This is a genomic window from Serinicoccus sp. CNJ-927 (assembly GCF_001942435.1).
Lineage (GTDB): Bacteria > Actinomycetota > Actinomycetes > Actinomycetales > Dermatophilaceae > Ornithinicoccus > Ornithinicoccus marinus.
This window is the reverse complement of the sequence record NZ_MKKF01000033.1, coordinates 12261-27981: the sequence shown is the minus strand read 5'-3', so window position 1 is coordinate 27981 and position 15721 is coordinate 12261. Positions and strand designations below refer to the sequence as shown.

At 73.1% G+C, this 15721-nt stretch carries 9 protein-coding genes and 2 pseudogenes; 8 read left to right on the top strand and 3 right to left on the bottom strand.

Translation table 11 applies throughout. The annotated features are described in order from the left end of the window. Positions 1 to 7 precede the first annotated feature (7 nt). Positions 8 to 1008, bottom strand: a pseudogene (locus BJF86_RS09700) (TIGR03557 family F420-dependent LLM class oxidoreductase). A 62-nt stretch (positions 1009 to 1070) separates the two neighbouring features. On the opposite strand from BJF86_RS09700, the gene BJF86_RS09695 reads away from it, so the two are divergent. From BJF86_RS09695 to BJF86_RS09670, 6 genes are all read left to right on the top strand, one after another. After that, complete coding sequence (locus BJF86_RS09695; RefSeq protein ID WP_075815331.1) at positions 1071 to 1418, top strand: MGMT family protein; 348 nt, start codon at positions 1071 to 1073, stop codon at positions 1416 to 1418. Between the two features lie 4 nt (positions 1419 to 1422). Then, positions 1423 to 2751, top strand: coding sequence for a glutamine synthetase family protein (locus BJF86_RS09690; RefSeq protein WP_075815333.1), 1329 nt, complete (start codon positions 1423 to 1425; stop codon positions 2749 to 2751). 80 nt (positions 2752 to 2831) lie between these two features. Next, positions 2832 to 6038 (top strand): bifunctional [glutamine synthetase] adenylyltransferase/[glutamine synthetase]-adenylyl-L-tyrosine phosphorylase, encoded by a 3207-nt coding sequence (locus tag BJF86_RS09685; RefSeq protein ID WP_143553806.1) that lies wholly within the window; start codon positions 2832 to 2834, stop codon positions 6036 to 6038. Positions 6039 to 6047: 9 nt separating this feature from the next. After that, entirely contained in the window at positions 6048 to 6695 is a 648-nt protein-coding gene (locus tag BJF86_RS17960) for a hypothetical protein (RefSeq protein ID WP_075818577.1), read from the top strand. Then, positions 6692 to 7399, top strand: coding sequence for a HisA/HisF-related TIM barrel protein (locus BJF86_RS09675; protein WP_075818575.1), 708 nt, complete (start codon positions 6692 to 6694; stop codon positions 7397 to 7399). The genes BJF86_RS17960 and BJF86_RS09675 overlap by 4 nt, the downstream gene beginning before the upstream one ends. Then, positions 7396 to 8160: an SseB family protein gene (locus tag BJF86_RS09670; RefSeq protein ID WP_075818573.1), complete on the top strand. Its 765-nt coding sequence runs from the start codon at positions 7396 to 7398 to the stop codon at positions 8158 to 8160. Before BJF86_RS09675 ends, BJF86_RS09670 begins: the two co-directional genes overlap by 4 nt. Positions 8161 to 8274: 114 nt before the next feature. On the opposite strand, the gene BJF86_RS09665 is transcribed toward BJF86_RS09670, so the two are convergent. Further along, positions 8275 to 9843 carry a catalase gene (locus BJF86_RS09665; protein WP_083652915.1) on the bottom strand — a complete coding sequence of 523 codons (1569 nt, stop codon included), beginning with the start codon at positions 9841 to 9843 and terminating at the stop codon, positions 8275 to 8277. Between the two features lie 172 nt (positions 9844 to 10015). Continuing rightward, positions 10016 to 10306, bottom strand: a pseudogene (locus BJF86_RS09660) (Fur family transcriptional regulator); the annotation flags it as partial. A gap of 208 nt (positions 10307 to 10514) precedes the next feature. Between BJF86_RS09660 and BJF86_RS09655 the strand changes: the two are divergent. Then, the gene (locus tag BJF86_RS09655) at positions 10515 to 11057 is read left to right on the top strand and encodes a winged helix-turn-helix domain-containing protein (RefSeq protein ID WP_143553792.1); all 543 of its coding nucleotides are present in this window, start codon (positions 10515 to 10517) and stop codon (positions 11055 to 11057) included. 281 nt (positions 11058 to 11338) lie between these two features. After that, a complete protein-coding gene (locus BJF86_RS09650; RefSeq protein WP_237768161.1) occupies positions 11339 to 15628 on the top strand; it encodes a S8 family serine peptidase in 4290 nt (1429 codons plus the stop codon). Positions 15629 to 15721 lie beyond the last annotated feature (93 nt).

Below are 15721 nucleotides of genomic sequence, written 5' to 3'. Positions count from 1 at the left end.
CCCGCCCTCAGCGGTGCAGCTTCGGCAGCACCTCGGCGCCGAAGACCTCCAGCCACTGCTGCTGGTTGCGCCCGACGTTGTGCAGGTAGACCCGGTCGAAGCCGAGGTCGAGCAGGCCCTGGATGTGCGCGCGGTGCACGTCCGGGTCGCTGGAGATGACCATCCGTCCCTCGAAGTCCTCGGGGCGCACCAGCTGGGCCATCGCGGCGAAGTCGTGCGGGGAGCGGATGTCGGCCTTGCCGAACTTCATCCCGCCGTTGGGCCACTGCGTCATCGCGTTGTCCAGCGCCTGGTCGTCGGTCTCCGCCCACGAGAGGTGAAGCTGCAGCACCTTGGGCATCGACTCCGGGTCCTTGCCGGCCTCCCGTGCCCCGTCGGCGAAGCGCCCCAGGAGCATCTCGATCTTCTCCCGCGGCGCGCCGACGGTGATGATGCCGTCCGCGTGCCGCCCGGTCTTCTTCGCGTTGACCGGCCCCGCGGTCGCCACGAGGATCGGCGGCGCGCCTCCGGCATCGTCCACAGCCGGGTGGTCTCCATCCGGAAGAACTCCCCGGCGAACTTCGTGTCCTTGTCGGCCAGCGAGGCGTCGAAGAGCTGGCGGATCAGCTCGACCGCCTCGAACATCCTGCGGGACCGCTCACCGGCCTCGGGCCAGTAGCCACCCAGGACGTGCTCGTTGAGCGCCTCGCCGGCGCCCACCCCGAGCCAGCTGCGCCCGGGGTACATCGCCTCCAGCGTCGCGGCCGCCTGCGCCACCACCGCCGGGTGCCAGCGGAAGCTCGGGCAGACGACCCCCGGCCCCAGGTCCCCGGTCGTGCGCTCGCCCACCGCGGTGAGGACGTTCCACACGAAGGCGGACTGCCCCTGGCTCGGCACCCACGGGGCGAAGTGGTCCGCCGCCATGCACCCGGAGAAGCCGTGCTCCTCCGCCGCCGCGGTGAGCGCCACGGCCTCGGAGGGGTGGAACTGCTCCAGCATCGCGGCATACCCGACGGTGAGATCGCTCATGCCGCCCAGGGTATGCCGACGTCCCGACACCCGGCAGCCGAGCGGGGCGTAGCCTGCCCGGGGTGGACGAGGTGCTGGTCGAGCGGGTCCTGCGCGCGGTGGAGCAGGTGCCGCGCGGGCGCGTGGTCTGCTACGGCGACCTCGCCGCGCTCGTCGGCATCGGCCCGCGCCAGGTCGGGTCGGTCATGCGGCACTGGGGCGGCAACGTCACCTGGTGGCGGGTGACCAACGTCGCCGGGGACCTCCCGGCCGAGCTCCTGGCCCGGGCCCTGCCGCACTGGCGGGAGGAGGGCATCGCCCTCAAGCCCGCCGGCTCGGGCTGCCGGTTCGTCGAGCACCGGGCCGATCTGGGGCGGCTGGGGGAGGACTACGCCCGGGCGGCGGCCGACCTCGACGATGCGGCAGGATGAGGCCATGAACCGCCAGCAGGAGTATGTCCTCCGCACCATCGAGGAGAGGGACATCCGGTTCGTCCGGCTGTGGTTCACCGACCTCATGGGCACCCTGAAGTCGGTCGCCGTGGCCCCGGCCGAGCTCGAGCAGGCGTTCACCGAGGGCATCGGGATCGACGGCAGCGTCATCGAGGGCTTCACCCGGGTCTACGAGGCGGACATGATCGTCCAGCCGGACGCGGACACCTTCCAGGTGCTGCCGTGGCGGGACCGCACCGCCCGGATGTTCTGCGACATCAACATGCCCGACGGCACCCCCGCGGCGACCGACTCGCGCAACATCCTGCGCCGCACCCTGGACCGCGCCGGGCAGCAGGGGTTCACCTTCTACACCCATCCCGAGATCGAGTTCTACCTGTTCAAGGAGCCCTACGACCGCACCCTCGGGCCGGCGCCGGTGGACCAGGCCGGCTACTTCGACCACGTCGCCCGCGGCGACGGCCACGACTTCCGGCGCGCCGCGATCGAGATGCTGGAGCAGATGGGCATCTCGGTCGAGTTCAGCCACCACGAGGGCGGCCCGGGGCAGCAGGAGATCGACCTGCGCTACGCCGACGCGCTGTCGATGGCGGACAACATCATGACCTTCCGCACCGTGGTCCGGGAGGTGGCGCTGCACGAGCAGGCCTTCGCCACCTTCATGCCCAAGCCCCTGGCGCAGCAGCCAGGCTCGGGCATGCATACCCACGTCTCGCTGTTCGAGGGCGACAGCAACGCCTTCTACGAGCCGGGAGCCAGCTACGAGCTGTCCCAGACCGGCCGCCGGTTCATGGCTGGTGTCCTCGCGCACAGCCGGGAGATCTGCGCGGTCACCAACCAGTGGGTCAACTCCTACAAGCGGCTCTGGGGCGGCGGGGAGGCCCCGGCCCACGTGTGCTGGGGGCACAACAACCGCTCCGCGCTGGCGCGGGTGCCGATGTACTCCATCGGCAAGGGCCACTCCCGCCGGGTCGAGGTGCGCTCCATCGACGCGGCCTGCAACCCCTACCTCACCTACGCCCTCGTCCTGGCCTCGGGGCTGCGCGGCATCCAGGAGGCCTACGACCTGCCGCCCGAGGCCGAGGACGACGTGTGGGTGCTCACCGACGCCGAGCGGCGGGCCATGGGCATCGACCCGCTCCCGCAGAGCCTCGGCGAGGCGGTGGCGGTGATGGAGGAGTCCGAGCTGGTCGCCGACGTCCTCGGCGAGCAGGTCTTCGACTTCTACCTGCGCAACAAGTGGCAGGAGTGGGGCGACTACCGCTCCCAGGTCACGCAGTTCGAGCTGGACCGCTACCTGCTCCACCTGTGAGCGAGGGGTATGCCGTGTCCTCCGCCGAGCGCGATCCTCGCCCCCGCACAGACGCGGCTGCCCCCGCGGAGCCGGGCGCGGTGGGCGCCACCGCGCTCGCGCGGGGCGGGTTCCAGGACCTGCGCCGGGCCGGCAGGCTGCTGGAGGAGGTGCTGGGGCGGCTGCGCGACGGCGGGTCCGACGACGTCGAGGACGTCGACGTGGCCTCGCTGGTCGCCGATCTCGGCGCGACCGCCGAGCCGGACGTCGCGCTGCTCCTGCTCGTCCGGCTGCTGGACCCCCGCTCGACCGGGGCCGACGGCAGCCGCACCGACGAGACGACCCTGCCGGTCGTCCGCGCCGGCGGGGAGCCGCGGCAGCGGCTGCTGACCCTGCTCGGTGGCTCCCAGGCCCTCGGGGAGTCGCTGCTGCGGCACCCCGAGCACGTGCGCGACGTGGCCGAGGGCGAGCTGCCCGAGGCCGGGCAGATCGTGGCGGCCGTCCGTGGGCGCGCCGGCCGGGAGGGAGCCGACGCGCTGCGGGTGGCCTACCGGCGCCAGCTGCTCCGCGTCGCGACCGCCGACCTCGTCTCGGCGGACCCGGTCGCGCTGCTGCCCGCCGTGGGTGGGGCGCTGGCCGACCTGGCCTCGGCGGCCCTGGAGGCTGCGCTGCTGCTCGCCCGGGAGGAGGTGGACGGGGAGCAGACCTGCGACGTCTGCATCATCGGGATGGGCAAGACCGGCGGCCGCGAGCTCAACTACCTCTCCGACGTCGACGTCATCGTCCTCGCGGCGCCGCGGGGTGACGCGCCGGAGCGCGAGGCGCTGGAGGTCGGGGGTCGCCTGGCCAGCGCGGTGATGCGCATCTGCGGCGAGTCCACCGCCGAGGGCTCGCTGTGGCAGGTCGACGCGGCGCTGCGGCCGGAGGGCAAGCACGGGCCGCTGGTCCGGTCGCTGGACTCGCACCGGGAGTACTACCAGCGCTGGGCCAAGACCTGGGAGTTCCAGGCACTGCTCAAGGCGAGGGTGGTGGCGGGGGACGGCGAGCTGGGCCAGCGGTGGCTGGACATCGTCGAGCCGATGGTCTGGGACGCCGCGGGCCGGGACAACTTCGTCGACGAGGTGCAGTCGATGCGCCGCCGGGTGGAGCAGCACGTCAAGCGCGACGAGGTGGAGCGGCAGATCAAGCTCGGCCCCGGTGGGCTGCGCGACATCGAGTTCAGCGTCCAGCTGCTCCAGCTCGTGCACGGCCGGGCGGACCCGAGCCTGCGCTCGCGCACCACGCTGGAGGCGCTCGCGGCGCTGCGCGACGGGGGCTACGTCGGCCGCGTGGACGCGCGCAGCCTGGACGAGGCATACCGGCTGCTGCGCTGCCTGGAGCACCGGGTGCAGCTGCACCGGATGAAGCGCACCCACCTCATGCCGACCGGTGAGGCCGAGCTGCGTCGCCTCGGACGGCTGCTGGGGGAGCGGGGCGAGGCGGACCGTGCCGTCACGCAGCGGTGGAAGGCGGTGCGGCGGGAGGTGCGCCGCCTGCACGAGCGGCTGTTCTACCGGCCCCTGCTCTCGGCCGTCGCCCGGCTCTCCAGCGATGAGGCGCGGCTCTCGACCGAGGCCGCCCGGGAGCGTCTGGCCGCGCTCGGGTTCCGCGACCCGGCCGGCGCGATGCGGCACCTGGAGGCGCTCACCGAGGGCGTCAGCCGCAGGGCCACCATCCAGCGGCACCTCCTGCCGGTCATGCTCTCCTGGTTCGCCGACGGCGCCGACCCGGACGCCGGACTGCTCGCCTTCCGCCGCATCAGCGACGCCCTCGGCACGACGCACTGGTACCTCGGGATGCTGCGCGACGAGGGCAGCGCCGCGCAGCGTCTGGCGCGCGTCCTCTCCTCCAGCCGGTATGCCGTCGACCTGCTCATCCGCAGCCCCGAGACGGTCTCCCTCCTCGGTGACGAGACCGAGCTGGTGGCGCCGGACAAGGACGCCCTCGTGGCCCGGATGAGCGCCGCGGCGCAGCGGCAGGCCAGCGCCGAGGAGGCCTTCGCCTCGGTGCGGAAGGTGCGGGCGCGCGAGCTGGTCCGGATCGTCCTCGGCGACCTCGCTGCCGGCTGGGAGGGGCCGCAGGTGCGCCAGGCGCTGAGCGACCTCACCGACGCCTACCTCGAGGGGGCGCTCGGCGTCGCCACGCGCCGGGTGCTGGCACGGCGCGAGGAGGAGGCCGCGATGGTCATGCTGCTCGTCGGTATGGGCCGGCTCGGCGGTCGCGAGGTGGGGTATGCCAGCGACGCCGACGTGATGTACGTCTACGACGTCGTCGGCGACGACCCCGAGCTGGCGGCCCAGCAGGCCGGTGACGTCATCGCCGAGCTGCGCCGGGGGTTGTCCGGCCCGGGACCGGACCCGGTGCTCGAGCTGGATGCCGACCTGCGTCCCGAGGGCAAGGGCGGGCCGCTGGTCCGCAGCCTCGAGGGATACCGCACCTACTACGAGCGATGGTCGGCCGGCTGGGAGTCGCAGGCGCTGCTGCGTGCCCGACCGGTGGCGGGGGACCGCGGACTGGGTGAGGCCTTCACCGAGATGGTGCGACCGCTGCGCTGGCCCGAAGGGGGGATCGGGGACGCCGCGGTCCGCGAGATCCGCAAGCTCAAGGCCCGGATGGAGGCCGAGCGGTTGCCCCGGGGTGCCGACCCACGGACCCACCTCAAGCTGGGGCTGGGCGGGCTGTCGGACGTGGAGTGGGTGGCCCAGCTGCTGCAGCTCCAGCACGCGCACGAGCACGCCGGTCTGCGCACGACCAGCACCATCGACGCCCTGCGGGCCGCGGGCGCGGCCGGGCTGCTGACCGAGCGCGACCTGCACCTGCTGCTGGTGGCCTGGGCCACCGCCTCTCAACTGCGCGACGCCGGCATCGTCTGGCGGGGGCGCGCCGTGGACAGCGTGCCCAGCGACCTGCGCGACGCCGAGGGGATGTCCCGGGTCATGCGCCGGGAGCCGGGTCAGGGTGCCGCCCTGGCCCAGGACTGGCGCCGGATCGCCCGACACTCCCGCGAGGTGGTGGAACGGCTGCTCTACGGCAACCGACCGCCGCGGCACGAGGAGGCGGAGTCCGGGGACGCGCCCACGCGGCCCCGTTTCGGCGGGGGCGCCCGACGCGGCCCACCGCGCGACCGCCGCACCGACGGCTTCGGTCGCCCACGGGTGTCCTCCCCGCCGCGGTCGGCGGGGCACTTCCCGACCCCGCGCCAGGACCCGTTCGGCCGGTCGCGGGGCACCCGCCGTGGCGAGGGCGGGAGCGGCCCCACCGATCCGTAGGATGACTGCGTGACCCCTCCGCCCACGACCGCCAGCGACGCCGCGCGATCGGCCGGGCTGCTGCTGTCGGCCGGGCCGCGCGCCGAGGTCGACACCTGGGTGGGGGCGAGCGTCGTGCCCGTCACCGTCGTGCCGCTGGAGGGGTGGACGGCGGTGGTGACCCGAGGCGGCTCGCAGGCCGGACCGCCCTACGAGGACGGTGGCCTCGTCAGTGCCTGCCGCGCGCTGCCCGCCAGGGCGGCACCCGGGCTGGGCTTCTTCGAGGTCGACGGTCGCGCCCTGGTCACCGTCCACGGCGGGGGTCGGCGCCGACGCGTGCGGTGGGTCGTCTGGGAGCCGGAGCAGGGGCTGCTGCGCCCGCCGGGTCTCGACCTGGCCGGTCCGGCCGAGCTGGTGCGGCTGGCCGGTGCGGACCCGGGCACCCGGGACGAGCTGGTGGAGCTGCTGCACGAGACGAGGGTGCGCCCCGCCCGCATGCTCCAGGCGGTCATGGCCACGCTCGGGCTCCCTGGCACCCGGCTCGTCGAGGAGCCCGCCCGCGCCGACGACCTGCCCGGCGCGGTCCGGGTCGTCCCCGACCGCCGGCAGGTCGAGTGGTTCGAGGACGCCGTGCGCGACTCGGTGCGGCTCCGGCAGGAGCTGGGCGTCCTGTCGTGACGGGGACGCTGAGCCTGCTCCCGGCCGTGGACGTCGCCGGTGGCCGGGCCACCCAGGTGCGTGCCGGCCATGCGGACGCCCCCGCGGCCGTCGCCGCGGCGATGGTGGACCAGGGCGCGACGATGCTGCACCTCGTCGACCTCGACCGGGCCTTCGGCCGCGGGGGGGACCCGGACCTCATGACCGAGCTGCTCGATTGCCTACCCGTGCCGGTGCAGCTGTCCGGAGGCATCGCCACCGAGGCCGACGTCAGGTGGGCGGCCGGCACCCGGGCCCGGCGCGTCGTCCTCGCCAGCTCGGCGCTGGCCGACCCCGCCCTCGTCGAGTCCGCCGCAGCGGCACTGGGGGAGCGGCTGGTCGTCGCGGTCGACGTCCGGGACGGGCAGGTGGTCGCCCGCGGCACCCCGCTGGTCCTCGGGCCGCCGGAGCACCTCCTCGCCGACCACCCGGTGCTGCGGGACGGCGGGGTGCGCGTGCTCGTCGCCGACGCCTCCCGGGACGGCCGACGCACCGGCGCCGACCTCGACCTCTTCGCCTCCGTCGCCGCGCTGGTCGGGTCGCCGGTGACCGCCTCCGGTGGTGTGGCCGACCTCGAGGACGTCGTCCGGCTGCGCGAGTCGCCCGCGGTCGACGAGCTCGTGCTGGGCGCCGCGCTGCACGAGGGCGCCTTCACCCTGACCGACGCCCTGGAGGTCTGCTCGTGAGCCACCGCTTCGCCGACCACCGGCCGCAGGACGGCGCCGACACCGCCGGGACCCCGTGGTCCGGACGCACCCTCACCGGCACCGGCTTCGACGGTGACACCGGGGCCGCCGACGAGCGCCTCTCCCGGCTGCTCGGCGGGGACGACCCCGAGCCGGCTGCCGAGGAGGTCGTCGCCGCGGTGGCCCGGGCGCGGCTGATCGTCCCGGTCGTCGCGGTCGCCGGCGAGGTCGACACCTCCTCGGGCATCCCCGCCGACGCGAGCAGCGACATGGCCTCGGTGACCCTCGTCGCGCCGGACGGGCAGCGGGCGCTGCCGGCCTTCACGAGCACCGCGGCGCTCGGGGCGTGGGACCCCCAGGCCCGCCCCGTCCCGGTCACCGCCCAGCGCGCGGCGCTGGCCGCCGTCCAGGAGGGCTGCACCGTGATCCCCCTCGACCTGGCCCCCGCACCCGGTCCACCGGCCTACACGCTGAGCGGGTCGATGGTGTGGGCCCTCGCGATGGCCCGCGACTGGGTGCCCGCGCACCGGGACGAACAGGTGGCCGCTGCCGTGGCGGCCACGGTCCAGCAGGAGGAGGACGTCGTGGCGCACCGGCTCGCCGGGTCCGGCGGGGAGCTCGTGGTCGAGCTCGGTCTGCGCCCCGGCCTCTCCGGGCCGCAGGTGCAGGCACTCGTCACCCGGGTCGGGGAGGGTCTCGCGGTGGACGCCGAGACCCGCGCGCGCATCGACGCCGTCACCTTCCGGCTCGCCACCGCCTGAGCCTGCGACGACCGACGCACCACGTGGAGGGATCCCGGCACACGGGAGCGCCCCACCGGCCGCGGTGCGGCGGTGGGCGCTCCGGTCGATCTGCGGCGTCGGCGCGCCGCCGGGTCAGCGGTGGCTGCCGACCAGGTCCGACCGGGACTCGCCCAGGGACTCGACCTGCGGCGTGCCGCCGTCGCTCTCCCGGACCTCGGCCTCGGCGGCGATCTGCTCGATCCGCTCACCCACGCCCTGGTGAATGTTCCGCCAGTACTCGTAGACCCGCTCGCGGATCATCGGGTCGCAGGCGCCCATCATGCCGCCGACCGTCTGGGCGAGGCGCTCACGCTGGGCGTCGTCGTAGACCTCGCCCACCAGGAGGGCGGCCTGCCCGGTGTCGCTGTCGTCCTCACGCAGGTCGTAGGCCTGGCGGACCAGCTCGCCGTCCGCCTCCCAGCCGTTCTCCACCGGGCCGGTCCGGTCCGACCAGGGGCGACCGTAGGAGTTGGTGACGTAGGTGGGCTGGCTCCCCGAGTGCAGGTAGGCCATCGGCCCGTCGAACTGGTAGGCGTTGACCTGCACCTTGGGCTGGTTGACCGGCAGGTGGGTGAAGTTGGCACCGATGCGGTGACGCTGGGCGTCCGGGTAGGAGAACACCCGGGCCAGCAGCATCTTGTCGGGGGAGACGCCGGTGCCGACCACCTGGTTGGACGGCGAGAACGCCACCTGCTCGATCTGGGCGAACCAGTTCTCCGGGTTGCGGTTCAGCGTCATCCGGCCCACCTTGACGAGCGGGTAGTCCGCGTGCGGCCACACCTTGGTGAGGTCGAACGGGTTGTAGCGGTAGGTCTTGGCCTCGTCGTACGGCATGACCTGCACGAACAGGGTCCAGCTCGGGTGGTCCCCACGGTCGATCGCCTCGAAGAGGTCACGCCGGTGGTAGTCGGCGTCCGAACCGGCGAGGCGGTCCGCCTCCTCGTTGCTGATGTTGTGGACGCCCTGGTCGCTGTGCCAGTGGTACTTCACCCAGAAGCGATCACCCTGCTCGTTGACCCACATGTAGGTATGCGAGGAGTAGCCGTTCATCTCGCGCCACGTCCTGGGCAGCCCGCGGTCGCCCATGAGGTAGCTCACCTGGTGCGAGGACTCGGGGTTGGCGGTCCAGAAGTCCCACTGCATGTTGGGGTCGCGCAGCCCGCTGTCCGGCGTGCGGCGCTGGGAGCGGATGAAGTTCGGGAACTTCAGCGGGTCGCGGACGAAGAAGATCGGGGTGTTGTTGCCGACGATGTCCAGGTTGCCCTCGTCGGTGTAGAAGCGGACCGAGAAGCCACGCACGTCGCGCCAGGTGTCCGGGGAGCCCTGCTCGCCGGCCACGGTGGAGAAGCGGCTGATGACCTCGCTGCTGGCGCCGGGCTGGAAGATCCCGGCCTTGGTGTATGCCGTGACGTCTTCGGTCGTCTCGAAGGTGCCGAAGGCGCCGGAGCCCTTGGCATGGGGCAGCCGCTCCGGGACCTTCTCGCGGTCGAAGTGCGCCAGCGCCTCGACGAGGCTGACGTCGTGCAGCATGAGCGGGCCGTTCGGCCCGACCGAGAGGCTGTTGCGGTCGGAGTCGTGCGGCGCGCCGTTGGTGGTGGTGCCTCCGGTGGGCTCGGGGCCCTCGCCGGAGTGCTCGGCGTTGATGTATCCGGGGTAGGTCATACCTTCTCCTTGGTGGTGGTGGACATGCGGGCAGCTGAGGGGTCGGGTCGCAGTCCGGGCACAGGCCCCAGTAGATGACCTCGGCCTCGTCGACGTCGAAGCCGACCGAGAGGGCGGGGGCGGGGTCGAGGCAGGGGGCCGAGCCGACGGCGCAGGGGACGTCGACGAGGACGTCGCAGGAGCGGCAGACGACGTGGTGGTGGTTGTCCCCGAGGTCGAGCTCGTAGCGGGCGACGGCGTGGGCCGGCTGGATGCGGCGCACCAGGCCCGCCCCGCACAGGACGGACAGCACGTCGTAGACCCCCTGGACGGAGATCCCCTCGGCGCGCCGGCGCGCGAGCGAGACCACCTGGGCGGCGTCCGCGTGCGGGTTCTCCTGCAGCAGGCCGAGGACCGCCAGCCGGGGGCGGGTCACCCGCAGCCCGGCACCACGCAGGGATGGGGCGAGGTCGGTCGTGCTCATGCACTGATCCGACCACCACAACTTGAACCACTCAAGTTAGGGGAGACTGACCGGTCGCCTCCGCCGGTGATCGGGGCGCGCATCCCAAAGGCCGGGCAAAACCTGGGTATGGAGTTGGTCAAGGGCCTTGTGATGCACCTCACCCCCTCCTAGCGTGAATCGCACGAGTGGCGCCGGGGGAGGCGCACAGAGGGTAGAGAGGTGACGGGTGACGGTGACGGACGGCATACCTTCGCGGGTGCCCGCTGCGCCGGTGCCTGAGGGGCACACCGAGACCGAAACCGTCATGGTGGTCGTGCTCTCCGAGGCGACCGCCGGTCACCTCGCCAGCCTGGCCGGGGCGGGCTGGCCCGGCACCGTCCTCGTCGTGGGCTCGGTGGCCGAGGCCCGCGAGGCGCTCGCCGGCGACGTCCCGGAACGACTCTCGCAGCCCGGCGGCCTCCGGCTGGACGCCGACAGCCGCAGCGTGGTGCACGCCCCGGAGAGCGAGCAGCTCACCCCCCTGGAGTACGGCCTGCTCGAGGCCCTGCTTGCCGACCCCGGCCGCGTGCTCAGCTTCGCCGACCTCACCAGCACGGTGTGGGGGACGACGTACACCGGCGACTGCTCCCACCTCCACGCCGTCGTGCGGCGGCTGCGGGTCAAGCTCGAGGCCGTCTCCGCCCCGGTCCACCTCGCCGCCGTGCGCGGCGTCGGCTTCCGGCTCGCGCCCCTGGCGCCGCTGCGCGGAGGTGCCCTCAGGAGCCTGTGACCGGGAGGGAGATCGGCGTCCGGCAGGGGCGTCGATCCAGTGCTGTCCGGCCGGATCCGGGGACCCGCCAACTACCCACTTTGTGCACGTGTTGCCCACGTCCTGTCGTTGTTCTGCGCACAGCCGCTCCCTAGGTTCGACCAGTCAGGGTGACGTAGGTCACCCGACATACACCTCAACCGAGAGGACAGTTGATGCATTCGAATCACCGACGACGCTGGTGCGCAGGTCTTGCCGCCGGCGCCCTCGTTGCCTCAGGGCTGGCGGCCACGGTGCCGGCCGTGGCGGCACCAGGGGGGCTCGAGCCGAGCCTGGACGACAAGATCGACGCCCAGGTCGACGAGCAGGTGGCGAGCGGGGGGCGGGCCGATGTCTGGGTGCGCTTCGCCGCGCGTCCCGACCTGAGTCAGTTCTCCACGATCCAGGACTGGGACAAGCGCGGTCAGGCCGTCGTCGATGCTCTGCAGGCATCGGCCGACGCCAGCCAGGCCGACCTCAAGGAACAGCTGGACACGCAGGACGTGGACTACCAGGCGTTCTGGGCCACCAACTCCATCCGGGTCGGCGGCGCGGACCTGGACCTCGTGACCTCGATGGCCTCGGCCGGCGGGGTGGAGGGGATCTACCCGACCCTGACGATCGAGGTGCCGGACCTCAAGGAGGAGGACCAGCAGATGGCCCCGGCGGCCGTCGAGTGGGGGGTCGACGACATCAACGCCCCGGCGGTGTGGGAGGGCCTCGGCATCCGGGGCGAGGGGGTCGTCGTCGCCTCGATCGACACCGGCGCCCAGTTCGACCACCCCGCCCTGGTCAACGCCTACCGCGGCAACAACGGTGACGGCACGTTCGACCACAACTACAACTGGTTCGACGCCGCGGGCACCTCGCCCGACGCGCCCGCCGACAACGACGGGCACGGCACGCACGTGACCGGGACGATGGTCGGCGACGACGGCGGGGACAACCAGGTGGGGGTGGCGCCCGGGGCGAAGTGGATCGCGGCCAACGGCTGCTGCCCCACCGACGCCGCGCTCATCGCCTCGGGCCAGTGGATGCTCGAGCCGCGCGACCTCGAGGGTGAGAACCCGGACGTCTCGAAGCGCCCCCACGTCATCAACAACAGCTGGGGCACGCAGGGCCCCTCGACGGCCCCCTTCATGGAGGACGTCATCGAGGCCTGGGCGGCGAGCGGCCAGTTCGGCGTCTTCGCCAACGGCAACAGCGGCCCGGCCTGCGAGAGCGCCGGTTCGCCCGGCAGCCGCATCGTGGCCTACTCCGTGGGCAACTACAACAGCGGTCACACCATCTCCGGGTCCTCCGGACGCGGTGCGGGTCAGGACGGCGAGATCAAGCCGAACATCTCCGCACCCGGCAGCGCGGTCCGGTCTTCGGTCCCCGGCAACGGGTATGCCGTCTACTCGGGCACCTCGATGGCCTCGCCGCACGTGGCGGGCGCGGTGGCGCTCGCCTGGTCCGGGGCGCCCGCCCTGGTGGGCGACGTGGACGGCACCCGAGGGCTGCTCGACGGCACGGCCGTCAACACCGAGGACCTGCAGTGCGGTGGCACGGCCGAGGACAACAACGTCTTCGGCGAGGGACGGCTGGACGCCCTCGAGCTGGTGAACTCGGCGCCGATCGGCGACGCGGGCACCCTGGAGGGCACCGTCACCGACGCCGCCAGCGGGGACCCGCTGCCGGACACCTCGGTGGACATCGTCGGCCCGATCGAGCGCAGCACGCTCACCGACGAGGAGGGCACCTACGAGGCCCAGCTCTCGGCGGGTGACTACGACCTCACGATGAGCAAGTTCGGCTACGCCACCGCCACGGCGAGCGCCACGGTCACGGCGGGCGAGACCACCACGGTGGACGCCGCGCTGGACCCGGTCGCGAGCGGTGCGGTCACCGGCACGGTCACGGACGGCTCGGGATACGGCTTCCCGCTGTATGCCCGCGTCAGCGCCGAGGGCACGCCGGCGGCGACCTTCACCGACCCGGAGACGGGTGAGTTCTCGCTGGACCTTCCCGAGGGGGAGACCTTCGACCTCACGGTGCAGGTCCAGTACCCGGGCTACACGGCGCCGACCGTCGAGGCCACCTCCGGTGACTCCCTCGACGTCTCGGTCCCGGTCGACTCGGCCACCTGCATCGCGCCGGGGTACGACTTCGTCGTCGACGGTGTCACCGAGAGCTTCGACGGGACCACCGCGCCCGAGGGCTGGGAGGTCGTGGACAACGCCGGCACCGGCGAGGTCTGGGCCTTCGACAACCCGGGCGGTCGGGACAACCTCACCGGCGGCGAGGGCAACTTCGCCGTCCTCGACTCCGACTTCTACGGCTCGGGCGGATCGCAGGACAGCCTGCTGATCAGCCCCAGCGTCGACATGTCGGACCTGTCCGAGCCGGTGGTCGGCTTCCGCCAGGACTGGCGTGCCCTCGGTGACGACCTCGCCGACGTCGAGGTCAGCCTCGACGGTGGAGAGACGTGGACCACGGTGCTGTCCCAGGACGCCTCGGTGCGTGGGCCGGACGCGCAGGTCATCCCGCTGCCCGACGCGGCGGGCGAGAGCGACGTCCGGGTCGCCTTCCACATGTCCCAGGCGGAGTACGACTGGTGGTGGGAGGTGGACGACGTCTTCCTCGGCAACCGCCTCTGCTCGCCCACGGGCGAGGGCGGCTACGTGGTCGGCAACGTCTCCGCCGAGGAGGACGGCACCGGCGTCGTGGGCGCCACGGTGACCAACCTCGACGTGCCGGAGGAGACCGCGCTCACCACGGCGACGCCGGCGGACGAGAACCTCGACGACGGCTTCTACTGGTTGTTCTCGGGCACCCCGGGGACCCACCCGTTCGAGGCCAGCGCCCGCGGCTACTCCTCGGTCACGCAGGACGTCACGGTGGAGGTCTCCGCCGCCGTCCGGGCCGACTTCAGCCTGGGGTCCGGCTTCATCGAGGTGGACACCGACGAGATCGAGGTCTATCAGCCGCTGGGCTCGGAGCGTCGCCACCGGGTGACGTTCACCAACACCGGGTCCGGCTCGGCCGAGGTCACGCTGACCGAGCAGGCCGGCGGGGTGGAGATCCTCCGCGTCGACGGCAGCCGGGACACGATGGGTCCCGCCGCCGAGGGCGAGGGTGGTGAGGTGGTCTCGCTGGACGTGGAGACCTCGCTCGGCGCCGCAGCCTCCGGCATGGGCAAGGCCGGTGCGGCCGACCCGCTGCGGGTCGCCGCCGATCCCTGGACGCCGCTGGGCAACTACCCGCGCGTGGCCATGGACAACCGCGTCGTCAACCTCGACGGCACCTGGTACACCCTCGGCGGGACGACCGGCACGGCCGCCTTCGCGGACGTGAACCGGTACGACGCCGAGGGCATGGCCTGGACCGCGGTCGCGCCTCTGCCCGAGGCCGCCTCGGCGGTCACGGCAGGATCCGTCAACGGGCAGATCGTGTCCAGCGGCGGCTGGGTCGACGGTGGCGTGTCCACCGCCACCCACGTCTACGACGCGGGCGCGGACGCCTGGACCGGCGGGGCCGACGCCCCGGTCGCGGTCTCGGCTGCCGGGACCGCCGTGGTGGACGGGCTGCTGTACTCCGTCGGTGGGTGCACCACCGCGGACTGCCTGCCGGCGACCGACGCGGTGATGGCCTACGACGCGGGAGCGGACAGCTGGACCCAGCTGGCCGACTACCCCGTGGCGGTCGCCTTCGCCTCGTGCGGTGGCGTCGACGGCCAGGTGATCTGCGCCGGAGGCAACGACGGAGCCGGCGGCATCGCCGACAGCTACGCCTACGACCCGGGTGACGACTCCTGGACCGCGCTGCCGGACGCCCCGGTGGACGTGTGGGCCGGGCAGTCGGCCGGCGCCAACGGTCAGATGATCGTCAACGGCGGTGTCCAGGGCGGCGCGGTCACGAACGCGAGCTTCGCGTTCGACGGTGCCAGCGGCGACTGGGTCGAGATGCCGGCCAGCAGTGCGGCCGTCTACCGCGGAGGTGCCGCCTGCGGCATCGCCAAGGTCGGCGGGTCCACCGGTGGTTTCACCCCGATCGACGTGGCCGAGCAGCTGCCCGGTTACGACGACTGCGGCGCCACCGGCGCCGACGTCGACTGGCTGACGGTGGACCCGATGGAGTTCACCATCGAGCCGGGCGACCGGGTGCGGGTGCGGGTGACCACGGACGCCAACGTGGCGCAGCCGGGTGACTACACCGCGGGCATCGGCATCCGGACCAGCACCCCGCAGGACCTGGACCCGATCGACGTGACGATGCATGTCAATCCGCCGCGCAACTGGGGCAAGCTCCAGGGCAGCGTGGAGGGTGTCGAGTGCGACTCCTCACGGGTCGGGCTGGGCGGTGCCGTCGTGGACCTCACGCCGCGACGGGGCGACCACGCCGGCTACAGCCTCCTCACCGAGGAGGACGGCTCGTACGCCTACTGGGTGCTCACCAACAGGTACCAGGCGATCGTCGCCAAGGACGGCTACCGACCGACCGTGGACGAGATCCGCGTGCCCCGCGGGCGGATCGTGACGGAGGACTACGCCCTCCGCAAGATCGGCTGCTGAGCAGGCGCTGACACCGGCGTATGCCGGTGGTGGGCCCGCCTCGACCACGGTCGGGGCGGGCCTGCCGTCTGCTAGAATGATGAATCGACCAGT